Origin of the sequence: Brevundimonas sediminis, from assembly GCF_048799765.1 — a bacterium.
GTDB lineage: Bacteria > Pseudomonadota > Alphaproteobacteria > Caulobacterales > Caulobacteraceae > Brevundimonas.
Map to the genome: position 1 here is coordinate 31,919 of NZ_JBLYQK010000003.1, position 23,765 is coordinate 55,683.

At 66.4% G+C, this 23,765-nt stretch carries 21 protein-coding genes; 12 read left to right on the forward strand and 9 right to left on the reverse strand.

Annotated elements, in window-relative coordinates:
• Position 1: 1 nt before the first annotated feature.
• From carB to ACLQ7T_RS02810, 4 genes are all read right to left on the reverse strand, one after another.
• Entirely contained in the window at positions 2-3,301 is a 3,300-nt protein-coding gene (gene carB, locus ACLQ7T_RS02795) for a carbamoyl-phosphate synthase large subunit (protein ID WP_420478034.1), read from the reverse strand.
• Positions 3,302-3,326: 25 nt separating this feature from the next.
• A complete protein-coding gene (locus tag ACLQ7T_RS02800; RefSeq protein WP_420478035.1) occupies positions 3,327-3,641 on the reverse strand; it encodes a hypothetical protein in 315 nt (104 codons plus the stop codon).
• Between the two features lie 181 nt (positions 3,642-3,822).
• On the reverse strand, positions 3,823-7,149 hold the full coding sequence (locus ACLQ7T_RS02805) for a TonB-dependent receptor domain-containing protein (RefSeq protein ID WP_420478036.1): 3,327 nt from the start codon (positions 7,147-7,149) through the stop codon (positions 3,823-3,825).
• 204 nt (positions 7,150-7,353) lie between these two features.
• Positions 7,354-8,055: an HAD family hydrolase gene (locus tag ACLQ7T_RS02810; RefSeq protein WP_420478037.1), complete on the reverse strand. Its 702-nt coding sequence runs from the start codon at positions 8,053-8,055 to the stop codon at positions 7,354-7,356.
• A 163-nt stretch (positions 8,056-8,218) separates the two neighbouring features.
• On the opposite strand from ACLQ7T_RS02810, the gene ACLQ7T_RS02815 reads away from it, so the two are divergent.
• The 3 genes from ACLQ7T_RS02815 to carA are packed head-to-tail and all read left to right on the forward strand — an operon-like array spanning position 8,219 to position 11,673.
• On the forward strand, positions 8,219-9,082 hold the full coding sequence (locus ACLQ7T_RS02815) for a hypothetical protein (protein WP_420478038.1): 864 nt from the start codon (positions 8,219-8,221) through the stop codon (positions 9,080-9,082).
• A gap of 47 nt (positions 9,083-9,129) precedes the next feature.
• The gene (locus tag ACLQ7T_RS02820) at positions 9,130-10,467 is read left to right on the forward strand and encodes an amino acid permease (RefSeq protein WP_420478039.1); all 1,338 of its coding nucleotides are present in this window, start codon (positions 9,130-9,132) and stop codon (positions 10,465-10,467) included.
• Positions 10,468-10,515: 48 nt separating this feature from the next.
• A complete protein-coding gene (gene carA / locus ACLQ7T_RS02825; RefSeq protein ID WP_420478040.1) occupies positions 10,516-11,673 on the forward strand; it encodes a glutamine-hydrolyzing carbamoyl-phosphate synthase small subunit in 1,158 nt (385 codons plus the stop codon).
• 26 nt (positions 11,674-11,699) lie between these two features.
• On the opposite strand, the gene ACLQ7T_RS02830 is transcribed toward carA, so the two are convergent.
• Entirely contained in the window at positions 11,700-11,966 is a 267-nt protein-coding gene (locus ACLQ7T_RS02830) for a hypothetical protein (protein ID WP_420470904.1), read from the reverse strand.
• A 338-nt stretch (positions 11,967-12,304) separates the two neighbouring features.
• Here ACLQ7T_RS02830 and dnaG point away from each other — a divergent pair, with 338 nt between their 5' ends.
• From dnaG to ACLQ7T_RS02855, 5 genes are all read left to right on the forward strand, one after another.
• Complete coding sequence (dnaG, locus tag ACLQ7T_RS02835; protein ID WP_420478041.1) at positions 12,305-14,185, forward strand: DNA primase; 1,881 nt, start codon at positions 12,305-12,307, stop codon at positions 14,183-14,185.
• Positions 14,186-14,253: 68 nt separating this feature from the next.
• Positions 14,254-14,511 (forward strand): hypothetical protein, encoded by a 258-nt coding sequence (locus tag ACLQ7T_RS02840; RefSeq protein ID WP_420478042.1) that lies wholly within the window; start codon positions 14,254-14,256, stop codon positions 14,509-14,511.
• A gap of 68 nt (positions 14,512-14,579) precedes the next feature.
• Positions 14,580-16,529 (forward strand): RNA polymerase sigma factor RpoD, encoded by a 1,950-nt coding sequence (gene rpoD, locus ACLQ7T_RS02845; protein WP_420478043.1) that lies wholly within the window; start codon positions 14,580-14,582, stop codon positions 16,527-16,529.
• Positions 16,530-16,575: 46 nt separating this feature from the next.
• Positions 16,576-16,773 carry a DUF2256 domain-containing protein gene (locus tag ACLQ7T_RS02850; RefSeq protein WP_420478044.1) on the forward strand — a complete coding sequence of 66 codons (198 nt, stop codon included), beginning with the start codon at positions 16,576-16,578 and terminating at the stop codon, positions 16,771-16,773.
• A gap of 11 nt (positions 16,774-16,784) precedes the next feature.
• Positions 16,785-17,519 carry an extensin-like domain-containing protein gene (locus ACLQ7T_RS02855; protein ID WP_420478045.1) on the forward strand — a complete coding sequence of 245 codons (735 nt, stop codon included), beginning with the start codon at positions 16,785-16,787 and terminating at the stop codon, positions 17,517-17,519.
• Positions 17,520-17,523: 4 nt separating this feature from the next.
• Here ACLQ7T_RS02855 and ACLQ7T_RS02860 read toward each other — a convergent pair whose 3' ends face one another.
• Positions 17,524-18,183, reverse strand: a complete 660-nt coding sequence (locus ACLQ7T_RS02860) for a response regulator (protein ID WP_420478046.1) — start codon at positions 18,181-18,183, stop codon at positions 17,524-17,526.
• Positions 18,184-18,190: 7 nt separating this feature from the next.
• Complete coding sequence (locus tag ACLQ7T_RS02865; RefSeq protein WP_420478047.1) at positions 18,191-20,137, reverse strand: sensor histidine kinase; 1,947 nt, start codon at positions 20,135-20,137, stop codon at positions 18,191-18,193.
• A 220-nt stretch (positions 20,138-20,357) separates the two neighbouring features.
• On the opposite strand from ACLQ7T_RS02865, the gene ACLQ7T_RS02870 reads away from it, so the two are divergent.
• Together ACLQ7T_RS02870 and ACLQ7T_RS02875 are read left to right on the forward strand one after the other, a co-directional pair.
• Positions 20,358-20,813, forward strand: coding sequence for a peptidase S1 (locus ACLQ7T_RS02870; RefSeq protein ID WP_420478048.1), 456 nt, complete (start codon positions 20,358-20,360; stop codon positions 20,811-20,813).
• Between the two features lie 82 nt (positions 20,814-20,895).
• The gene (locus ACLQ7T_RS02875; RefSeq protein WP_420478049.1) at positions 20,896-22,050 is read left to right on the forward strand and encodes a TMEM43 family protein; all 1,155 of its coding nucleotides are present in this window, start codon (positions 20,896-20,898) and stop codon (positions 22,048-22,050) included.
• Between the two features lie 3 nt (positions 22,051-22,053).
• Here the strand turns inward: ACLQ7T_RS02875 and ACLQ7T_RS02880 are convergent, their stop codons facing one another.
• The gene (locus tag ACLQ7T_RS02880; RefSeq protein WP_420478050.1) at positions 22,054-22,401 is read right to left on the reverse strand and encodes a DUF1428 domain-containing protein; all 348 of its coding nucleotides are present in this window, start codon (positions 22,399-22,401) and stop codon (positions 22,054-22,056) included.
• A gap of 109 nt (positions 22,402-22,510) precedes the next feature.
• Here ACLQ7T_RS02880 and ACLQ7T_RS02885 point away from each other — a divergent pair, with 109 nt between their 5' ends.
• Positions 22,511-23,044, forward strand: coding sequence for a hypothetical protein (locus ACLQ7T_RS02885; protein ID WP_420478051.1), 534 nt, complete (start codon positions 22,511-22,513; stop codon positions 23,042-23,044).
• A 7-nt stretch (positions 23,045-23,051) separates the two neighbouring features.
• On the opposite strand, the gene ACLQ7T_RS02890 is transcribed toward ACLQ7T_RS02885, so the two are convergent.
• A complete protein-coding gene (locus ACLQ7T_RS02890; RefSeq protein ID WP_420470893.1) occupies positions 23,052-23,261 on the reverse strand; it encodes a flagellar basal body rod C-terminal domain-containing protein in 210 nt (69 codons plus the stop codon).
• Positions 23,262-23,364: 103 nt separating this feature from the next.
• Between ACLQ7T_RS02890 and ACLQ7T_RS02895 the strand changes: the two genes are divergently transcribed.
• Positions 23,365-23,688 (forward strand): Mpo1-like protein, encoded by a 324-nt coding sequence (locus tag ACLQ7T_RS02895; RefSeq protein ID WP_420478052.1) that lies wholly within the window; start codon positions 23,365-23,367, stop codon positions 23,686-23,688.
• The last annotated feature ends 77 nt before the right edge of the window (positions 23,689-23,765 follow it).

Consider the following 23,765-nt stretch of genomic DNA (forward strand, 5'->3'; position numbering starts at 1 on the left):
TTCAGGCGTAGTTCTGGATCGGGCGAACATCCAGTTCGCCCGCCTTGATCGCCCCGATCGCCTGGGCGGCGGCCAGCGCCCCCGCGGCGGTCGTGTAGTAGGGGATCTTCATCATCAGGGCGGTGCGACGCAGGCTGAAGCTGTCCTGCAGGGACTGCTTGCCCGAGGTGGTGTTGAAGACCAGCTGGACCTCGCCGTTCTTCATCGCATCGACGATGTGCGGACGACCTTCCAGCACCTTCTTCACATGCCCGACCTCAAGACCCTGCTCGACCAGATACGAGTGGGTGCCCTCGGTGGCGATCAGGCTGAAGCCTTCGGCCAGAAGAGTCTTCGCCGCGTCGAGGATGAAGGGCTTGTCCTCGTCCTTCACGGAGATGAAGGCGCAGCCTGCGGTCGGCAGGGTGGTGCCGCCGCCGATCTGGGACTTGGCGAAGGCGCGGGCGAAGGCGGGGGCCATGTCGGCCTCGCCGTCGCGCTTCCAGTCCAGACCCATGACCTCGCCCGTCGAGCGCATTTCCGGTCCCAGAACCGTGTCGACGCCGGCGAAGCGCGCGAACGGGAAGACCGCCTCCTTCACCGCGATGTGGTCGTAGGGCTTGTCGGTCAGGCCGAAGGATTTGAGCGGCACGCCGGCCATCACCTTGGCGGCGATGGCGGCGATGGGCCGGCCGATGGTCTTGGCGACGAACGGCGCCGTGCGCGAGGCGCGCGGGTTCACTTCCAGCACGAAGATACGCGGGTTTTCGCTGTGCGGCTCCTCAATGGCGAACTGCACATTCATCAGTCCGCGCACCTTCAGCGCCCGGGCCATGGCCTCGGTCTGGCGCTTCAGTTCGGCGACGGTCTCGGGGCGCAGCGACCACGGCGGCATCGAACAGGCGCTGTCGCCCGAGTGGACGCCGGCTTCCTCGATATGCTCCAGCACGCCGGCCACGAAGACGGTCTCGTCGTCGCACAGGGCGTCCACGTCCACCTCGGTGGCGCGGTTCAGATAGTGGTCGATCAGCACCGGATCGTCGCCCGAGACCGACATGGCCTCGTGGACGTAGCGGTCCAGCTGCTCGCGGTCGTGCACGATCTGCATGCCGCGGCCGCCCAGCACATAGGACGGACGCAGGACGACCGGATAGCCGACCTCTTCCGCCTTCTGGGCGGCTTCCTCGGCGCTGCGGGCCAGACCGTTCGGCGGCTGCTTCAGGCCGATGTCGTGCAGCATCTGCTGGAAGCGCTCGCGGTCCTCGGCCAGGTCGATCGAGTCGACCGTGGTGCCCAGGATCGGCACGCCGTCCGCCTGCAGCGCGTGGGCCAGCTTCAGCGGCGTCTGACCGCCGAACTGCACGACCACGCCGATCAGTTCGCCCTTCGAGCGCTCGACGTCGATCAGCTCCAGCACGTCCTCGGCCGTCAGCGGCTCGAAATACAGGCGGTCCGAGGTGTCGTAGTCGGTCGACACCGTCTCGGGGTTGCAGTTGACCATGATCGACTCGACGCCGATGTCGTCGAAGGCGAACGCCGCGTGGCAGCAGCAGTAGTCGAACTCGATGCCCTGACCGATCCGGTTCGGGCCGCCGCCCAGAATGATCGCCTTCCTGCGGTCCGACGGATCAGCCTCGTTCTGCGGGACCTGGCCCAGGGCGCCGGTCTCGTAGGTCGAGTACATATAGGCGGTGGCGCTGGCGAACTCGGCGGCGCAGGTGTCGATGCGCTTGAACACCGGGCGGACCTCAAGGGCGCGGCGGGCGGCGCGGACGTCGGCTTCTGCCTTGCCGGTCAGCTGACCCAGACGCGCGTCCGAGAAGCCCTTGGCCTTCAGTTTGCGGAAGTCGGTCGCGGTGGTCGGCAGGCCCTGCACGACGACATGGCCCTCGGTGCGGACGATGTCGGCGATCTGGCGCAGGAACCACGGTTCGTACGAGCAGGCGGCCTGGACTTCCTCGACGGTCAGGCCGTGGCGGAAGGCCTGGGCGATCACGCGCAGGCGGTCCGGAGTCGGCACGCCCAGGGCGCGGATGACGGCGGCGCGGGCGGAGGCGTCGTCCTCGGCGCCGGCGACGCCCTCGATCTCGACCTCATTGAAGCCGTTGAGCCCGGTTTCGAGGCCGCGCAGGGCCTTCTGCATCGATTCCTGGAAGGTTCGGCCGATGGCCATGACCTCGCCCACCGACTTCATCGAGGTGCCGAGCAGGGGCTCGGAGCCCGGGTATTTCTCGAAGGCGAAGCGCGGAATCTTGGTGACGACGTAGTCGATGCTCGGCTCGAACGAGGCCGGGGTCACCTGGGTGATGTCGTTCTGCAGCTCGTCCAGGGTGTAGCCAACGGCCAGACGGGCGGCGACCTTGGCGATCGGGAAGCCGGTGGCCTTGGACGCCAGCGCCGACGAGCGCGACACGCGCGGGTTCATCTCGATGACGACCATGCGGCCGTCCTTCGGATTGATCGCCCACTGGACGTTCGATCCGCCGGTCTCGACGCCGATCTCGCGCAGCACGTTGATCGAGCCCGTGCGCATGCGCTGGTACTCTTTGTCGGTCAGCGTCAGGGCCGGGGCCACGGTGATCGAGTCGCCGGTGTGGACGCCCATCGGGTCCACGTTCTCGATCGAGCAGATGATGATGCAGTTGTCCGCGGTGTCGCGGACGACCTCCATCTCGTACTCCTTCCAGCCCAGCACCGATTCCTCGATCAGGACCTCGGTGGTCGGGGACAGGTCGAGGCCGCGCAGGACGATCTCCTCGAACTCCTCGCGGTTGAAGGCGATGCCGCCGCCGGTGCCGGCCAGGGTGAAGGACGGACGGATCACGGCGGGCAGGCCGACGAACTCCAGACCTTCCAGCGCCTCCTCCATCGAGTGGGCGGCCTTCGAGCGGGGGCTTTCCAGACCCAGCTTGTCCATGGCGTCGCGGAATTTCTGACGGTCCTCGGCCTTGTCGATGACCTCGGCCTTGGCGCCGATCATCTCGACCCCGTGGCGCTTCAGGGCGCCCGATTCCTCCAGCGCCAGCGCCGTGTTCAGCGCCGTCTGCCCGCCCATGGTCGGCAGCAGGGCGTCGGGCTTCTCCTTGGCGATGATCTTCTCGACGATCTCCGGCGTGATCGGCTCGATGTAGGTGGCGTCGGCCACCTCCGGATCGGTCATGATCGTGGCCGGGTTCGAGTTCACCAGGATGACCCGGTAGCCCTCGGCCTTCAGCGCCTTGCACGCCTGCACGCCGGAATAGTCGAACTCGCACGCCTGCCCGATGACGATGGGACCGGCGCCGATGATGAGGATCGACTGGATGTCTGTGCGCTTGGGCATGGCCTGAGGCTCTTCTTCTTGATCGTCAGTTCGTCACGACCGCGCACTCCCAGCCGTCATAGTCGAGCTGGAAGGCCGCGGCCCAGGATTGCATCATGGAGGAAACGGGCGCGAACGAGGCCTCGTCCACGGGAATCGTCGTTTCCAGAACGGTCATGTCCCCCTGACCTCGGGTGACGAAGCCGGCGCGCCGGGCCACCTCGTTCAGGTCGTCGTGGTCCCCTTCGCCATAGAAGTAGAAGAGGGTGTGGCGCGGCGTCACGCCGTTGTCGCCCTGTTCCGCCAGGGCCGCGCGCACAGCGGCGTCGCGTTCTTCATGGCTGGCGTCGGAAGCGAACACGGGCGGGGGAGGCTCCTTGCGCGCGCGAACCCGCAACGGCGGGCGCCGCGCGGTCCGGTCGGGTTGTCGGTTAAGCGGCCCGTCTAAAGACGCGGACCTCCGGGGGCAAGAAGGATTCCGTCCCCGAAACGACAAAGGGCGGCCCTTGCGGGCCGCCCTCCGTTCCTGCCGTGTCGTTCGATCAGAACGGACGGTAGTTCAGGCCGATGAAGAAGCGACGGCCGTACGGGTCGAAGTTCGAGTAGAGCGTCGTTCCCAGATAGGTCGGTTGCTCCGCATCGAACGCATTGACCACCCCGGCCCGCAGCGACAGGTCGTTGCGGACGTTCCAGCGCACGGTGAAGTCGTGGCGGGTGAAGTCGCCGGTATCGAACTCGGCGTATTCACGCTGGTCGTTGTTCGAGACGGCGTCACGGATCTGGATGATGTCCTGGGCCGACTGCCAGTCGGCGGTCCAGTTCACGCTCCAGACGTCGTTCGGCGTCCAGGTCAGCGACGAGCTCATGCGGACCCGCGGGTAGTAGAGGGTGCCCGCGAGCGCGGTCTGGTCCGACGGGTCGTCGGCGTTCAGATACTCGTTCTGTTCGATCAGCCACGAGCCGGCCAGGGCGTAATCGATACGACCCCAGGCCTTGCCCGTCAGCTGCTCGATGTCGAACGAGTAGCGACCGGTGAAGTCCAGGCCGCGGGTCTCGAGCTTGGCGTAGTTGACCGATCCCTCGATGAAGCCGCCGATGGCGTCACCCACCGGGGCGCCGACGCCGAACGGGACGTCGGGGTTGTTGCGGAAGATGGTCGCGCACGCCGCCGTGTTCAGGGTCGCGCCGCTGACGCAGTTGTTGGCGACCGTCTGGGCCGAGACCGACGAGATCACGTTGTCGATCTGGATCTCATAGTAGTCGAGCACCAGCGAGAAGCCCGGGAAGAAGCGGGGCTGCAACACCGTCGAGAAGGTGAAGCTGTCGGATTCTTCCGGTTCCAGGAACGGGTTGCCGCCGCTGACGCCGGCGATGCCGGACGTGTAGACCGGGTTGTAGTCGTCGGCGTTGCTCGCGGTCGCACCGGCGAAGTCGAAGGTGTAACCGGCCGCGGTGGCCAGGCTGGTGCAGTTGTTGATCCGGTTGGCCCGGGTCTCCGCATCCTGGGCGGCAATGACCAGGGTGGCGCACGGGTCGACGAAGCCGTTCAGGAAGGTCTGGCTGTAGGGCGCGAAATTCTCGGCCAGATCGGGCACGCGGACCGAGCTGTTCAGGCTGGTCTTGAAGGCGATGTCCGGGATCGGACGGTAGACCAGGTTCACGCCGTGAACGTTCACATCGCCGACGGTCGAGTAGTCGGCGTAGCGGTAGGACCCGCTGATCTCGGCGTAGTCGCCCAGCCAGCTGTCGCGGAACAGCGGCAGCGACAGTTCAGCGAACAGCTCCTCGCTCTCGTACTCGACGAAATCGAAGTCCGGGCCCGAGTTCAGGAACAGGAACTGACGGCCGGCGGTGTCGCGGTCGCGGCCCGTGGCTTCGGTGCCTTCGCGACGGTATTCGGCGCCCAGGGCGACTCCGATGGGGCCGGCGCCCCAGAAGTCCCACAGTTCACCGGCGACGCTGGCGACGGCCTGTTCCTGCTCGTTGCGCTCGGTGATCGCGATGACGGCATCGATGTAGTTCAGGGCTTCGGCGGTCTGGTTGCCCTTCCCGAACACGTTCAGCGGGGTGCAGTCGTTGATCGATTGCCGGCCGTAGGCGCTGTCGCGCAGGTCTTCGCCGGTGCCCATGTCGAGGGCGCCGTTCGGGACGTTGCGGGCATCGAGCAGTTGAACACGGCAGACGATTTCGCCGGGTGTGCCGTTGACCTCGCCCGCGACGTCGACCACGGCGTCCGCCGCCAGGGCGAAGCGCTGCGAGTCCGTGCCGCGTTCGCGGTTCTCGATTTCGACCTGACCGTAGGTGTAGCCGATGTCCCAGCTGATGTTGCGGACGAAGCCGATGCCGTCCGACCAGCCGCGCGCACCGACGACGTAGCGCTGGAGTTCACGGGTGTTGTCCTGGGTGCGATCCGGGCCGAACATGCTGTGACGCGCGTTCTGCAGAAGGATCGGCGCCAGCGCCGCGCCGGGCGTGGTGTCCGTCGGCTGTCCGTAGGGCGTCACCAGGTTGCCGGCGATGGCGTCCTTGACGTTCTGCGGCAGGAAGGCGTTGTCGCTCCAGCGCAGGTCGAAGTTGGCGACGTTGTAGATCGGGTTGACGCTGTCCGCGCCGTACGAGTTCACCAGATCGATGTCGTAGAAGGTCGGCTGCGCCAGATCGTAGGTGTCTTCGGTGACGTATTTGGCTTCGGCATAGAGGTCGATGTTCGACGTCAGGGCGAAGGTCGCACCGGTCTGGAAGCGGGCCGATTCCGACCGCGGGACCCGCGAGCCGGTGCTGAAGGTCGCCGGGTTCTCGCCGTCACCGCCGAGGTTGTACGGGCGGTTGATGCCGGTCTCGCCGACGCGCTCACCGAAGTCGGCGAGGCGGGCGGTCGTGCCGTCGTACCAGTAGGTCTTGCCCGGCTGAACGCCGAAGCAGTTGGCGCTGTAGGTGAAGTGGGCGGCCGAGCCGGTGCCCGAGAAGCAGTCCTCATACGGAATGTTCGGGTTGTTCAGGGCGCTGGGCTGCGAAACGTTGGCCAGGGTGGTCTGGCCCCAGCGCGGACGGTCGATACGGTTCACGCCGGTGTAGACGCGCGAGTCGATGATGCCGTCGCTGCGGGCCGTGGTCGGATCGGCATCCACGCCGATGCGCACCGGCGCGTTGCGAAGCCAGTCGATGTCCAGCGAGGTGACTTCGTCGACCTGCTCGTATTCGCCGTGCAGGTAGAGGTTCAGACGGTCGTCCAGCAGGTTGATGCCGGCCAGGGCCGAGATGCGTTTATTGGCTTCACCGTTCTGGTTGATCATGCCGTAGTTGGCGTCGATCTCCAGACCTTCGAAATTCTTGCGCAGCACGAAGTTGAGCACGCCCGAGACGGCGTCGGCGCCGTAAACCGACGAGGCCCCGCCGGTGACGATCTCGATGTTCTCGATGAGCAGGCGCGGGATGGTGTCGACGTCGACCGACAGTTGACCGCCGCTGGATCCCACGTGACGACGACCGTCGACCAGGGTCAGGGTGCGGTTCGAACCGAGCGAGCGGAGGTTCGGCAGCGACAGGCCGCCGTCCCCCAGGCCGGAGCCCGTGGTGTCGGAGGGAACCACCGAGTTCGACAGGGCCGGGATGGTGGCGAGGTAGTCGATCACCGTCGTCTGACCGGTCGACAGCAGGTCCTCGCGTTGGACCTGGATCAGCGGGGTCGGGGCGTTTTCGGCGCTACGACGAATGCGCGAGCCCGTGACGACGACTTCGCCGAGTTCCGTCGAGTCCTGCGGTTCCGCCGCGGTCTGGTCGGCGGGGGTCTGAGCCCAGGCCGGGGCGGCAAAGGCGATCGCGCCGGCCAGCACGGTGCTGGCCAACAGGTGGCTACGCATAACAATCATATGTGAATCTCAATCCAGGTAAGGGGTACGCCTTGCACTGCCTCCCCCAAGCCAGAGCGAGGCCACAAACTCACCTCAGATGTGCCCGGTCAAGACCATTTCTGACATTATTGCAATATTTCGATGTTATGTGTGACGACTGTGAGGCGGTCGAGCATCATCTCAAAAAAACTTTGAAATACGTCGGAACAAAGCTGCGTTATATCAAATACAGCAACGCTTGGCGATCCACTCCGGGAGATCGGCGATCTGATCCAGCGCCCCGTAGCGGGCGTGGTCTTCAGGCGCGTCGGCGAGTTCGTGCGCCCAGGTGATGGCGTAGGGGATGTGAACGGCGAAGGCGCCGGCCGCGAGCGCGGGGAGGACGTCGGACTTCATCGAGTTGCCGGCCATGACGGCTTCGGCGGGGCCTGTGCCGTGCCGGGAGAAGATGTGGGCGTAGGTATCGACGGTTTTTTCGGACACAATTTCGACCGCCGCGAACAGATCGCCGAGACCGGACGCCGCCACTTTTCGCTCCTGGTCCATCAGGTCGCCCTTGGTGATCAGGACAAGCCGGTAGGTCTCGGCGAGGGCGGCCAGGGCCTCGTCGACGCCGGGCAGGGTCTCGACGGGGTGGGCCAGCATCTCGCGGCCGGCCGCCAGGATCTCGCGCACGACCTCGGGCGGGGCCTTGCCGTCGGTGAGTTCCATGGCGGTTTCGATCATCGACAGGGTAAATCCCTTAACCCCGTATCCATAGAGCCGGAGGTTGCGTCGCTCGACGTCGGCCAGCCTGGCCTCGATCAGCGCCTCGTCCCCGTGCTCAGCCAGAAGGTCGACGAAGCGGGCGTGGGTCAGCCTGAAAATCGTCTCGTTGTGCCAGAGGGTGTCGTCGGCATCGAGGCCGACCGTGGTGATGCTCATGTCAGGCTCAGGGAATTGAATTCGCACGGAAGTCGAACGCCTGAACGCCGGGGCGTTAATGATCAATGCGAAACTGACCATGTTTGTCAGGGATATGTTTGCGAACGCGGCGCAATTTCCCTGATCAGGCAGAACCCGGGGGGCGCTCGCAAGGACGCCGGTCATGATGGGAACTCCGACAGGGCGGATCGGTCCGCCCGACGACCCGCCGTGGGGTGATGAAGACCGGACGGTGGAATCAGGGGCGGGGCGGGGCGCATCCGATCCGCCGGGCGATCAGCCGGAAGCCCTCCTTCCGCTCCAGCGGCGCGCCTATGCGATGCCCTACGAGAGCCTGACCTTCACCATGGTGACCCGCGCCCGGCAGGAGTTGACGGTCACCCTGGCCGCCCAGCCTGTCTTTGACCTTTCGCTGTCGACCCCGGTGAGTCGGCGGATACGCCGGACGGTCCGTCACCAGGGCGGCGAGCGGGCGTTGACGGGGATGGGGCGGCGTACGCTCGAGGCGGCCGATCTGCGCCGGATTGATTTGCAGACCCTGCACCAGGGCCTCGACCTCCTGAGGCTGGGGACGCACCAGAGCGGCGTGTTGCCTGTGTTCTGGCGAACAGTCGCGACCAGCCAGGGGCGGTTCGCCCTGCTGTGCACTGAAATGCAGCACGACCAGCCGGGGGCGCTGCTGGTGGAAGTGATGGGCGGGGTGGAGCAGGCGCCGCCGGAGGCGATCCAGTCCGCGATCAGCCATTTCGATACCGCCAACCAGGCGGCGATCCTGCATTTGTCCCCGGACGTCGGGGCGGTGCGGCGGCTGGCGGGGGTGAGGGCGCGATGCCTCTCTGTCGACTTCGCCGGGGTCCATCACGAGCATGCGAAGGACTGGGCGACGGCGGCGGCCCTGATCCGGGCGTGCCGCGAGGTCTGCGGCCAGGTCATGTTGCTGAACCTGAGGCCGGACAGGGGGCTGGCGGCGCATCAGGCCGGCGCCACCCATGCGGTTTTCGCCGGGATGGATGCGCTGACGATCTGATACGGCGCCGGTTGACGAAAAGCCTCGCGCGACGGCACGTCTCGCGCATGAGCCATGCAGATCATCCCCTCCCGCTGCCGGAAGACCCGCTTTCGGACCGCCAGAAGCTGGGCTGGGGGCTGGCCGCCCTCGTCGTCGCCGGCAACATGATCGGCTCGGGGCTCTATATGCTGCCGGTCAGTCTGGCCGCGACGGGAAGTTCCAGTCTGATCGGCTGGCTGGTGGCGGCGGTGGGCGCCTGCACCCTGGCGCTGGTGTTCGGCGCGCTGGGGCGGGTGGCGCCGAAGGCGGACGGCCTGTCGGGCTTCGCCGAGAAGGGCCTGGGCCGGTTCGCGGGATTCCAGGTCTCGCTGGCCTTCTGGATGGCCTGTCTGGTCGGCAATGTCGCCGTCGCGGTCGCGGCGACCGGCTATCTCGGCTTCTTCTGGCCGGTCCTGAAGAATCCCGTGGCGGCCACCCTTTGTAACCTGGCGCTGATCTGGGTCGCGACCGTCGCCTATATCATCGGGGCGCGCACGGCCTCCTGGCTGGCCGCCGCGGCGCTGGTCGTGGGGCTGATCCCTATTGTCATCGCGGTCGCGGCCGGAGCCGCGGCCTTCGATCCGGCGCTGTTCGCCGCCTCCTGGAGTCCGTCGGGCGAGCCTCTGCTGAAGACGGTCCCGGCCTCCCTCGCCATCATCTTCTGGGCCTATCTCGGGGTGGAGAGCGCCGCGGCCCTGTCGCACCGCGTGCGCCATCCGGCGGTGGATGTGCGCCGCGCGTCGGTGGCGGGCGCCTTGCTGGCGACGGTGGTCTACATCGCCGCGACCGTCGCCGTGTTCGGTGTGATCCCGCTTTCGCAACTGACCCATTCCACCAGCCCATACGCCGACCTGGCGGCGCGGGTGTTCGGCGGTTCGATCGCCGGCGTGGTGGCGATCTGCGCTATCGCCAAGACCCTGGGCACGATCGGCGGCTGGACCATGATGGGCGGCGAGACGGCGCGGGCGGCGGCGCAACAGGGCTATCTGCCGTCGGGCTTCGGGTCCGCCACGAAGACGCCGGTCGTCACGCCCCTGCTGGGCGCGGCCTTCATGAGCGTGATCGCGGTTCTGTCCGGGCAGCCGACGCTGGGCGGTCAGTTCAACATCCTGGTCGGTGTGACCTCAGTGCTGACCCTCAGCATCTATGCCGTCTGCTCCCTGTCGCTGTTCCGGATGGCGAAGACGCCGGGCGCGCGGGTCGTGGCGGTGCTGGGCCTGTTGTTCGCGGTGGCGGCGGTGGCCGCGGCGGCGCCCGGGTACGTCCTGCCGACGGGCGGCTTTGTGATCCTTATGACCGTCGCCTGGTTCGTATTCCTGAGAAAGTCAGGATCACGCGTTGACCCTGAGGGCCGGGGGGCCTAACCACCGCGCCGTTTGTTCGCCGGAATCCCGGTCCTGATGGAGCCCGCCATGACCCAGACCCTTCTTCCCGGCGTCACGGGCGTTCTGGCGCTGGCGGACGGCACGATCTTCCAGGGCGTGGGCTGCGGCGCGACCGGCACGGCGCTGGGCGAGGTGGTCTTCAACACCGCCATGACCGGCTATCAGGAAATTCTGACCGACCCGTCCTACATGAGCCAGATCCTGGCCTTCACCTTCCCGCACGTGGGCAACGTCGGGGTGAACGTCGAGGACATCGAGCAGATCGGCGGCGGGGCGGACACGGCGGCGCGGGGGGCGATCTTCCGCGACGTGCCGACCGATCCGGCCAACTATCGCGCCGAGAGCGACTTCGACGGCTGGATGACCCGTCGCGGTGTCGTGGGCCTGGCGGGCATCGACACCCGCGCCCTGACCGCCCGCATTCGTGACACCGGCGCGCCTCACGCGGTCATCGCCCACGATCCGAACGGCAATTTCGACCTTGAGGCCCTGGTCGCCGAGGCGAAGGCCTGGACCGGTCTGGTCGGCCTTGACCTGGCCAGGCCCGCCTCGACCCTGCAGGCGTTCGAGTGGGACGAGGGACTGTGGGAATGGCCGGAGGGCCACCCGCGCGTCGACGCCGCCGACAAGTCGGTTGTGGTCATCGACTACGGTGTGAAGCGCAACATCCTGCGCGCGCTGGCCTCGACCGGCGCGAAGATCACCGTCGTCCCGGCCACGACGACCGCGGAAGAGGTGCTGGCCCGCAATCCGGACGGCGTCATCCTGTCGAACGGTCCGGGCGATCCGGCGGCGACCGGCGCTTACGCCGTGCCGCAGATCCGAAAGCTGGTCGAAAGCGGCAAGCCGGTCTTCGGCATCTGCCTGGGTCACCAGATGCTGGCGCTGGCGCTGGGCGCCAAAACCGTGAAGATGGATCAGGGCCACCACGGCGCGAACCACCCGGTGAAGGACCTGACGACCGGCAAGGTCGAGATCGTGTCCATGAACCACGGCTTCACCGTGGATCGGAACAGTCTGCCGGACGCGGTGGAAGAAACGCACGTCAGCCTGTTTGACGGCACCAACTGCGGCATCGCCCTGAAGGGCAAGCCGGTGTTCAGCGTCCAGCACCACCCGGAAGCGTCGCCCGGGCCGACGGACAGCCTGTACCTGTTCCAGCGGTTCGCGGACTCGATGAAATAGCCCGGGGCGCCCGCTCTGGCGGGCGATCAGGGCAACGGGGCGAAGCTGACGTCCTCGCGCAGGGCGCAGGCCTTGCGCACCGCCACCGGGGCGGCATGCAGCCAGTAGTCGGCGTCCTCGGGACGGTTGGCCCGCCGTCGCTCCAGTCCGCGCAACCGCCTGAGGGCTGCGTTCTCGAGCAGGCGCGCATGCAGGGCGCGGGGCGAGACGAACGGGATGGCGGGGGAACCGGGGACGGCGACGGCGTCGGGGCCTTGGGGCTCCACCGCCGGACGGGCGATGGCGATGAACATGGCGGTCTTTCGATCCGGGCGGCGACGCAGCGTCCGCTGCGAGACCGTCAGAGGCCGTCCTGTTTCTGGGACGGTTGCGTGAATAATCCACAAGAGCTGTGGATAGTTCCAAGAAATTGCGCTTTGAATCAGACGGTTAGGGTCGCTGTTTCGCCTTCTTGGTTAATGAAACGTAAATCTAAAGGTCCCGCGTGGGTTAACGATGCGTCCAAAAATGCCGCATCCCGGTTGTAGATATCTCTTGGGGTAACTTTGGGAGAGTTGAGTATGGCTGTCGGTAGTTGTGGGTTCACAGAACCTGTGCTGTCCGATTTGTCCGACTCACGTCATCTGCTCCGGTGCGTTTTGATGACCGCTTCATTGATGAACTGAAGGCTCGCCTTCGCCCGTCCGACATCATCGGACGGTCGGTGAAGCTCAAGCGTCAGGGACGCGAGTTCGTCGGCCTGTCGCCCTTCTCGAAAGAGAAGTCGCCGTCCTTCTTCGTCAATGACGACAAGGGCTTCTTCCACGACTTCTCGTCAGGCAAGCATGGCGACGTCATCAGCTTCCTGCAGGAGACCGAGCGGCTGAGCTTCGTCGAGGCGGTGCAGCGGCTGGCGGCGGAGGCGGGGATGCAGCTGCCCGCCGAGGACCCGCAGGCGCAGGAGCGTGAGCAGAAGCGTCAGGGCCTGAACGACTGGATGGACCTGGCCCAGAAATGGTTCGCGGCCAATCTGCGCCGCTCGCCGGGCAAGGCGGCGCGCGAATATCTGGAGCGTCGCGGCCTGCCGGAGGATCAGTGGGAGCGGTTCGGCCTCGGCTACGCCCCCAATGACCGCGAAGGGCTGAAGCAGGCCCTGATCCAGCGCGGGGCCAAGCCGGGCGATCTGGTCGAGGCGGGGCTGCTGATCTCGCCCGAGAGCGGCGGCCAGCCCTATGACCGGTTCCGCGACCGGCTGATGTTCCCCATCCTCGATGCGCGGGGGCGGATCGTCAGCTTCGGCGGCCGGGCGATGAACCCGGACGATCGGGCCAAATATCTGAACGGTCCCGAAAGCCCGCTCTTCCACAAGGGCGCGACCCTGTACGGCCTGCCGGAAGCTCGGCGCATTCTGGGTGCAGAGAGCAAGAGCGATCAGTCGATCGTGGTGGTCGAAGGCTACATGGACGTGATCGCCTGCCAGCGAGCGGGGATTCCGGCTGTAGCTCCGATGGGTACGGCTCTTACCGAAGAACAGATGGCGCTTCTTTGGCGAACTAGCGCAGAGCCGATACTCTGCTTTGACGGTGACGGTGCAGGTCAGAGGGCAGCCTCTCGTGCTATCGAGCGAGCCCTTCCGTTGTTGAAGCCGAGCCGCTCATTCCGCTTTGTGATGTTGAGCGGTGGCAAGGACCCTGACGACATACTGCGTGACAATGGAGCGCCAGCTCTACGTCAAGCGATGCAAGAGGTGGTTCCATTTTCGCGGATGCTCTTCGAAAAGGAGAGAGAGGCGATTGGCGACTTAGGTACTCCTGAAAAGGAGGCTGGCCTTCTGGTTCGGCTCCGCCAAGCTGCAGCAACCATTGCAGATCCAGACCTCTCACGTACCTACAAAGACTTCTTGGTAGGGTCTTTCTACCAACATGTTCGTCCCTCCCAGGAAGAGAGGAAGCAGGCCAATCGTGTAATCTATCGGGACCGCAAGGCGCGCGCATCGCAAGCGATTATGGATGTGACTCCCGAGGCCCGGGCGGCGGCGATTACGTTGTCTCAGGCACCGAAGCCTATTGTTTCGGCGGTTGTCGAGGGGCTGATCTCCCATCCTGCTCTGGCTCAGGAGCGTGCGGAACTCTTGGCCACCCAAACGTTCGGGGATGCTGGTCTGGACAAACTAATCCGAGACCTCGTTTCAATGACATACGACGTTGAGGTATTCGGGGAGGGGTTGATCCGCTCTAGGTTAATCGCCTTGGGGCATGAAGATACGCTGCGCCGGATAGATCGGACGGCGCGCGTTGCCCACGCGCCTTTCTTGGATGCGACGGCAACTGCGGAAAAGGTCCGGGAAGATCTAACGAAGACAATCGATGTCATGCTGCAGGCTCTCGCTCTTAGCCGAGCGTTGAACGAGCTCAAAAGCGATCATTATTTTGATCTGCCGACATTCTCAGGGCTCAAGTCCCAAAGGGATGCTTTGGATCGCCATATCGCGAGCGGTGAGATTTGGTCCGATCAGTCTCGCGCTCTGCACTAGAAGCGTTGCAAGACCTTGACTCTGCCGCGCTCCGTCGCCATCTGGCGCAATCGGGTCATGACGTCTTGATGCGCGAGGTCGAGAAGGCGGCGGCGAAGTCCGGCGCGCCTTTCCTGGCTGCAGACAAGCCCCTCGGCGAGACGAGGATCCGATGGTCGCAGGCGTTCGATGCGTTAACCCGCGTCGCCGCCCTGGAAGACGCCCTGTCTTCGGCGCGTGGCGTGCCGGGGCAGGACGAGGCGTTCCGCCGGCTGAAGGCCGAGCGGGATGCGCTGCGTCGCGCGATCAAGACCGGAGAAATTTGGGAAGACAGCGCGAGATCGTAAACCAACGAACTCGCCACACGTTGTATCGGCAGGGGTCCATCGGAGCCCGCGCCCGGAGAGAAGACTGAATGAGCGCCCAGACCGAGACGCAGGAAGCCGAAGTTCAAAGCGACGGCCCGCTGCTCGACCTTACCGACGCCGGCGTCAAGAAGTTCATCAAGCAGGCCAAGACCCGTGGCTATGTGACGATGGAGGAGCTGAACAAGGTCCTGCCGTCCGAAGAGGTGACCCCCGATCAGATCGAGGACACCCTGGCGATGCTGTCCGAGATGGGCGTCAACGTCGTCGAGGCCGAGGAAGACGCCGAGCAGAAGGACGGTGAGGGCGGCGAAGTCGCCGAGCGCGCCGAGACTTCGGTGGCCGAGACCCCCGCCAAGGCCGCCTATGACCGCACCGATGACCCGGTGCGGATGTACCTGCGCGAGATGGGCTCGGTGGAGCTGCTGTCGCGCGAGGGCGAAATCGCCATCGCCAAGCGGATCGAGGCCGGTCGCGACGCGATGATCTCGGGTCTGTGCGAAAGCGCCCTGACCTTCGAGGCCATCATGGTGTGGCGCGACGAACTGGCGAACAACCGCATCCTGCTGCGCGAAGTCATTGACCTCGACGCGACCTACGGCGTGTTGAACCCGTCGTCCCTGCCGCACAACCAGGGCCAGGCCGCCGAGAGCGAGGAAGAGGAAGAAGAGCCGGCCGCGGCGGAGGAGAAGCCGGAGTCGGACGACGACGATGACGATTTCGACGACGGCGGCGGCATGTCGATCTCGGCGCTTGAAGCCGAACTGCGTGACGGGGTCATGGAAGTGCTGGACGCGATCGCGGCCGACTTCGGTGGCTTCCGCAAGCTGCAGGACAAGCTGGTCGAGGCCCGTCTCAAGGGTGAGGCGCTCAGCGCCAAGGACCAGAAGACCTACGACGGCCTGACGGCGACCATTTCGGGTCGCCTGAAGACCATGAAGCTGAACAACAACCGTATCGAGGCGCTGGTCGAGCAGCTTTACGCGATCAACAAGCGTCTGATGGGGCTGGAAGGACGCCTGCTGCGTCTGGCCGACAGCTACGGCATTTCACGTCCCGAGTTCCTGAAGGCCTATTTCGGCAAGGAGCTGGACCCGAACTGGTCTGAAGGCATCAAGGAAATGGGCGTCCGCTGGACCAAGTTCAGCGACAATGAAGCGTCCCAGATCGCTTCCATTCGCGCCGATGTCGCCGCCGTGGCGACCGAAGCCGGCCTGCCGATCGACGACTATCGCCGCATCGTCCAGACCGTGCAGAAGGGCGAGCGTGAGGCCCGTCAGGCGAAGAAGGAAATGGTCGAGGCCAACCTGCGCCTCGTGATCTCGATCGCCAAGAAATACACCAACCGCGGCCTGCAGTTCCTGGACCTGATCCAGGAAGGCAACATCGGTCTGATGAAGGCGGTCGACAAGTTCGAGTACCGCCGCGGCTACAAGTTCTCGACCTATGCGACCTGGTGGATCCGTCAGGCGATCACCCGCTCGATCGCCGACCAGGCGCGGACCATCCGCATCCCGGTGCATATGATCGAGACGATCAACAAGATCGTCCGCACCAGCCGCCAGATGCTGCACGAGATCGGCCGCGAGCCGACCCCGGAAGAGCTGGCCGAAAAGCTGGCCATGCCGCTCGAGAAGGTGCGCAAGGTCCTGAAGATCGCCAAGGAGCCGATCTCGCTGGAAACCCCGATCGGGGACGAGGAAGACAGCCACCTGGGCGACTTCATCGAGGACAAGAACGCCGTCCTGCCGATCGACGCCGCCATCCAGTCGAACCTGCGCGAAACCACCACCCGCGTGCTGGCGTCGCTGACGCCGCGCGAGGAGCGGGTCCTGCGCATGCGCTTCGGCATCGGCATGAACACGGACCACACCCTGGAAGAGGTCGGCCAGCAGTTCTCGGTGACGCGCGAGCGGATCCGGCAGATCGAGGCCAAGGCGCTGCGCAAGCTGAAGCACCCGTCGCGGTCGCGGAAGCTGCGCAGCTTCCTGGACAGCTGATGATGAAGGGGGCGGTTCGAAAGGGCCGCCCTTTTTCGTCGCCCGCATGAGCCGCAAGCACGTCAATCTGGGCCGTGCGCCCGCCAAGGGCGATCTGCCGACCAAGGCCTGCGCCGCCTGCGGCCTTCCGTTCAGTTGGCGCAGGAAATGGGCGCGGGACTGGGACCAGGTGAAGTTCTGCTCGGACCGTTGCCGGGAGAAGGATCGCGTGTTGGTGATCCCGCCCCCGCGCAAATCACCCTAGCGTTCGCCCCCATGCGCGCCCTCCCGCCGATCCTGACCGTCGCTTTCCTTCTGGCGAGCTGCAGCCCGATGACGCCGGAGCGGCGGCCCGTGACGTCGTACCCCACGCCCTATTCGCCGACAGAGGCGCCGCTGGTCGGAGCCCTGATCGACCGGCCGATCGATGGTGGAACGCGGGGCGCGGTGATCCGGGAGAGCGCCGAGCTGACCCAGTGCATGGCCCAGCTGACGGCCGCGCGGGTGACCTTCCGGCCGACGCCGGACAAGGGCGACCCGCAGGCGTGCGGGCTGGCGGCGGGCGGGGTGCTGGGCCCCGACATGGGCACGGTGGCGCGGCTGGCGCCCGGCGATGTCGAGATGACTTGCCGCGCGGCGCTGGCGCTGAGTGTCTGGCGGCGACAGTCACTGGAGCCGGCGGCGCGGGAGATCCTCGGCTCGGATGTGGTCCAGATCGACCATTTCGGCGCCTACGCCTGTCGCAATGTGAACAACGGCGGGGTCAGCAACCGCATCAGCGCCCACGCGCAGGCCGCGGCGGTGGATGTGGCCGGGGTTCGTCTTCGCGACGGACGGCGTGTCAGTCTGAAGGACGACTGGTTCGGCGGGGATGAGGCCGAGCAGCGCTTCCTGCGACGCATCCGGGATGACGCCTGCCGTATCTTCGGTACGACGCTGAGCCCGGACTACAACACCGTCCATGCCGACCACCTGCATCTTGAGGCGACGGACACCCGGTTCTGCCGTTGACGGTTCAGAGCGACAGCTGCCGCCGACGCACCGCCTCATAGACGGCCTCGCCGCGGGAATGGACCTGAAGCTTGCGGTAGATGGATTTCACATGGTTGCCGACGGTCAGGGGGGAAATGCCCAGGGCGCGGCCGGCGGCCTTGTAGCTCTGGCCACGGGCGAACAGTTCGAGCAGTTCAACCTCGCGCGGGGTCAGCCGTTCGTCGGTGGAAAGGTCCGGCGCCGCTTCAGCCTCTGGCGCGCGCAGACGTTCCAGCAGATAGACGGCGGCGGAGGGGCTGATCGGCGCCCCGCCGTCCAGGGTGGCCCGGATGCCGTCCAGGATCACCGCGGTGCTGCTGTCCTTCAACAGATAGCCGTCCGCACCCGCATTCAGCGCCGAGACGACTGTGTCGCGATCGCCGAAGGCGGTGATGACGAGCACCCGGCACTCCGGCAGGCGCGCCTTGATCCCGGGAATGAAGGTCAGGCCGCTTCCGTCCGGCAGGCCGATGTCGGTGAGGAAAAGGTCAGGGCCGAAGTCGAGCAGGGCCGGGGCGTCGGCCAGACAATCGGCCATTCCGACCAAGCCCAGGTCGGGGACGCCCTCGACAATCTCACGGAAATGCCGCGCGACATTGGGGTCGTCCTCGAGGATCGCGATGGAGCGGGGGGCGTCGGACATGGCGAACTCAGCTTGGGACCACGTCGGCGGCGGCCGGGGTCAGGGTCAGGGCGACGGTGACGCCCGCTTCGGTGGAGTCGATGTCGACAACCCCGCCGATCAGGGCCGCCCGCGTGCGCATGTTGGTCAGGCCGCGTCCCGCCTTGCCGGACAGGACGCCGCCCTTGCCGTTGTCGGTGACCGTCAGGGTGACGGGAGCGGACGGGCGGGCGAGGATGTTGATCGCGATGCGGTCGCCGCCGGAGTGCTTCAGCGCGTTGTTGACGGCCTCCTGCAGGATCCGGAACAGCTGCAGCAGGGTCCGCGGCGGATAGTCGGGCAGGGCGCCCTGCACGTCGGCGGTCCAGTCGAGGGCGAAGCCGGCGGCCTCGATGCGCGGACGCACCCGCTCATGGAAGGTGGCCAGGGCCGAGGCCAGGGACTCGCCCACCGAGTCCATCGAGTCGATCATGAGGCGCATCTCGTCGATGACGGACTGGAGCCCTTCGGCCACCTGCTCGCTGTCGGCGACCCCGCGACGTGCGGCGAGAAGCATGCTCATAAGCTGACTGCCGAGGCCGTCATGCATGTCGCGCATGATCCGGCGCCGCTCGTCGTCATGGGCCTGATGGCGCACGAGGTCACGCTCGCGGGTATGGGCCACGTCCAGCTCCGCCTCGCGGGCGGCCAGGGCGTCGCCCAGCAAGCGGTTCAGGCCGACGGCGGACTGGAAAAGGGTGAAGTTGCGCTGCACGAAGGCGGCGACCAGCGCCAGCAGCAGGACGGGGGTCGAGTCCAGAAGGAAGCCGCCCGGGGTCAGGCCGAAATACTCGCCCATCGCATCCAGGACGACGCAGGTCGCGCAGATGGACAGGAGCGCCGCCTCCAGCCGCCTCGGCTCGGGGCCCGTGGCGAAGTGCCAGAGCAGGCGGATCACGACCAGCGCGCCGAGGGCGACCGACACCCACATCCACAGCATCGCCGGGACGTCATAGGCTTCCGGCATGGGGCGAAGGCCGAGCCAGACGCCGCAGGTCGAAATGAACACCAGGAAGCCCGCAACCAGGCCGGCCTGCAGTCGCGGCCAGGGGCGATCGGTCCAGGCGTCGATCAGACCCAGAAGACCCGTCGCCGTCATCGCGTTGACGACGAAGAAGAGCCAAAGGCGCATCAGGCCGCCGAAGGGCGGATCGAGAACAAGGCCGTAGAGGCCGTAGGCTGTCCAGGCGGCGCAAAGGGCGGCCAGCCAGAGGGCGAAGCGCTTCCTTTCGGCGCGGAAGACCATCATGAGGGCGAACAGGCCGATGATGCAGGTCGTCCAGACCGAGAGTTGGCGATAGTCGATCGTGCGCCAGAGCCTTACGCCCGCCCATTCGCTGACCTGCGACCAGGGCGCGAGGATGGGCGGAACGAGATCGGTGTAGGGCATGCCCTGACGCACGGTGATGAAGGTCAGGTCATTGGCTCCGGTGCGGAGCAGGCCTGCCGGTATGCGCTCGACGACCGGGCGCTGGCCTTCAAAGGCCTGGTCCGGGTAGGCCATCTCGCCGCGGGAGACGATCACCGATCCGTTCACCAGCACGATGAAGTTGTCCACCTGCTGGTAGGCCGCGAGACCCAGGCCCTCCTCCGGAACGGAGGCCAGATCGAAGGTCAGGCTGAGGGCGAGATAATGGGGCTCGCAGCACTCCGTGTGCGGCAGTTCGACCGTCTCGTAGCGCGCCTGTGCGGCGGCGAGCGGCGTGGGCTTGGGCAGGCGGGCAAGGCGGGTCTGGGTGAAGGCGATGCGATCCAGCTCGACGGTCGACGGCTTGGGCCACAGCGGGGAGGCGTAGAAGGCCCAGAAAGCGGCCTGGACCAGCCCGATGACCAGCAGGAAGCCGATCAGGTCACGGGCGCGCACGCTCAGGCGCGGCAACAGATGTTTCAGGTTCCGGTCCAGCCAGGGGCCGGCTTCGGCGATCGGTTCACGCATCTGATCAGTCTTTCCCCGGGGACGGGTGGAGCCGACCCTTCATCCGGCGCTTCCAGGCATCAGGATCACCGGTTCGGGAAGGCTGCCAACCGCCATATCCATGGTGCTGTAATCCCGCGGCGAGAATGGTCAAGCTTCGAGGGTCAAGACCTGCCGGGCGGCGCCGTCGCCCCGGGTTCACCCCAACTGCGTCCACCGACGCCCGCAAGGAAACGATACAATGAAGACCGTTGCCGCCCTGACCCTCGCCCTGGCCTGCATGGCCGGCTCCGCCGCCGCCCAGGACGCCGGGCGGACTGCGACCTACGGTGAAATCCGGCTGAGCGCCGGCTTCACCCCGGACCCCTATACGGTCAATGTACAGGCGGGCGGCGGCGTCAACGGCGCGAACCTGCCGGGCGCCTGCACCGGCTATATCTCGACCGCGCCGGACTTCGAGGTGACCTATTCGGCGGGCTCCTTCCCGCTGGTCTTCCGCACGCTGTCGTCGGAAGACACGACCCTCATCATCAATGGCCCGGACGGGCGCTGGTACTGTGACGATGACAGCTACGGCGACGGCGATGCCGAAGTCCGCTTCAGCCGTCCGCAGAGCGGCACGTACGACATCTGGGTCGGCAAGTTCGGTTCGGGCGGCACGGCTCCGGCCCGTCTGCTGATCACCGAGACCCCCTGATCCTGACCGTCTGACATCGAACGCCGTTGTCAAAGCCTGGCGGCGGCGTTCATTGTTCCTCACTCCATCACAGGTTGGGCTCATGGCTCCGGATCAGATTACAGAAACCACGCACCGGTCGTGGTTCCAGCGGCTCGGCGCGGCGGTGACCGGCGTGTTGGCGGGCTTTGTCATCGTCGTGCTGGCCATCGGGCTTCTGGCCTGGAACGAGGGCAACGCGATCGCCCGTATGCGCGGGCTGGGCGAAGGTGCGAGAAATGTTGTTGAGGCGCCGCTGGCCCGGATCGATCCGGCCAATGAGGGACGTCTCGTGCATCTGTCGGGACCGCTCACGGTCGATGGCGCGCGGGAGGACCCGCTCAGCGGCGTCGCCGCCCCGGGCGTCAGCCTGCGCCGGACGGTTGAAGTCTATCAGTGGGTGGAGACCCGCCGGAGCGAGACCCGCACAAAACTCGGCGGGGGCGAGGAAACGGTGACCACCTATGACTACCAGCGGGGATGGTCCGACTCCCCCGTGGCGTCCTCGGAGTTCCATGCGCCCGCCGGGCATGAGAACCCGGCCCCGCCCGTCGATGCGACCACGATTTCCGCCGCCGAAGGGCGTCTGGGGGCGTATCGCGTCGATCGCCGCCTGCTTGACGCCGTGCCTGCGACGTCGCCGGTTGTCGTCACAGACGAGCATGCCCAACGCCTGGCCGCCGCGCTTTCGCGCCCGGTGAAGGTGGAGAATGACGCCCTGTACGTCGGCGCTGACCCGGCCAACCCGGTCGTTGGCGATCTGCGGGTCCGCTATCTCTCGGCCCCGTTGGCCGATGTCAGCGTGGCGGCCGCGCAGAGCACCGGGGCGCTTGCGCCGTACGTGGCCCGGAATGGTTCGGAAATCTACCTGACCAGCATGGGCTCCGTCACCGCGGTGGAGATGTTCCGTCAGGCGAAGGACGGCGCCCGGATGCTGAGCTGGATCCTTCGCGCCGTCGGAGTGGCGGGCCTGATGTTCGGTCTCGGGCTGATCCTCGGCCCGATCTCGACCCTGGCAGACGTCCTGCCGCCGCTGGGCGCGGTGGTCCGCTTCGGCGCCGGGGCGCTGGCGGCCGTGGGTGGGCTGGCGATCGGCGCGGTGGTGATCGCCGTCTCCTGGTTCGCCGTGCGGCCCGTCTTCGCGGGGGTTTGCCTGGCGGTGGCGGGCTTGGCCGTGGCCGCGCTGTTCTGGTGGCGGGGACGCCGACGCGCGGCCTGAGCCTCAGTGTTCTGCGACGAGGTCGAAGCCGCCGTAGATCATGCGTTTGCCGTCAAAGGGCGGTTCGCCGCCCATCAGCCGCTCGTCCCGCATGAGCGTTTCCCAACCGGCGTCGCGGGTGGCCTTGTCCGGCCAGGTGATCCAGCCGACGGCGACAGTTTCGCCGTCCTCGAGGGCGACGGCGCGCTTGAAGTCGGTCAGCTTGCCGTCCGGGACGTCTTCGCCCCAGGTTTCGGTGACGGACAGGGCGCCGACCTCGCGGAAGAGGGGCGAGGTCCGGGCGGAATGGTCAAGATAGGCGGCCTTGTTTCCGGTCTTCACGGGAATGACGGTGATGTCGACGAAGGGCATCGGCTCAGGCTCCGGATCGATGATGGGGCAGCCTAACCCAGCCTGAGCCGCATCGACAGTCGCAAGAACACGGTTCATTCTGGGCATCGTCGCCGCGGGGATCGCCGTCATGCTCAGCCTGGGTCATCTGAAGAGCCGTCTGGGGCAGTATGCGGCCCTGTGGATCGCATCCTTCCTCCTGTGCGGTGTGGCCATCCGGGCGACGGCCTTCGTTGTCGATCTGATACCGGCCACGGATCTGGTATTGCCGGCGGCGTTGCTCGGCGCCGCGCTGGCTCTGGGCGGCGGGCTGATCGCCACCCTGTTGTCGCGCCAGACCCTGGGCACCAAGCTGGCGATCCTGGTGCTGGCGGTTCTGCTGGCCTTGCCCCTGCTGTGGGCACCGGTGTCGGCGGCGGTGGCGGTGGCCTTCTTCGCCGACCGGTCGATCGAATACTCCCAAGCCTATGCGGCGTTCCAGATCGGCGTCGCGCGACTGTTGTTCCCGCTGAGCCGGGCCGTGGGCGACGGCGACCTGTTCGGTTGGGTGTGGAGCGCCTTCCAGTGGGTTTCGACCGTGGTCGGCTTCCTTTCGGCCCTGATCAAGATCTGGCCCGCGGTGCGGCGGCTGCTCGGCCCGGAGCCGAGCGTCGAGGAAAACTGAGCTCCGCTCAGGCGAGGATATCCAGCAGGCTTCCGTACATCTCATCCGCGGTCTTCAGGACCGAGGCGTTGGCCTTGAAAGCGGTCTCGGCCTCAATCCGCTCGACAGACTCTTCCGCAAGATTGTCGAGCGGCGCACGGGCGGTGCGCTCCGCGCTTGCTGCGAAGCGGGACGATGCGTCCGAGAGGCCGGCGGCGGCGATGGCGAAGACTTGCATGGCAGACTCCCTTCAGCCGCAGTGTGCGTCAGGGAGCTTACCGGTCGGCTGACAGGCATGGTGAACGCTTGACCGCACGGTGTTCCGGGCGGAACCTGTCGGGATGAGCAGTCAACCCGCGCCCGGCGAACGCTATCAGTCGTTCAGCCAGTTCTATCCGTTCTATATCCACGAACACTCGAACAAGACGTGCCGACGGATACACATCGTGGGTTCCGCTCTCGTGCTGGGCGCGCTGGTCATGGCTGTGGCGACCCTGAATCCGTGGTGGCTGCTGGCGATGCCGGTGATCGGCTACGGCTTCGCCTGGGTGGGCCATTTCTTCTTCGAGAAGAACCGGCCCGCGACGTTCAAATACCCGCTGTGGAGCCTGATGGGCGACTGGCGGATGTTCTTCGAGACGATCAGCGGCAAGCGGAAATTCTAGGGGTGGCGTAAATCGCCGTTCACCCGATCACATTTCGCCGCAGTTACGGGCACAGTTGCCTGCGGATCCCTATGTCG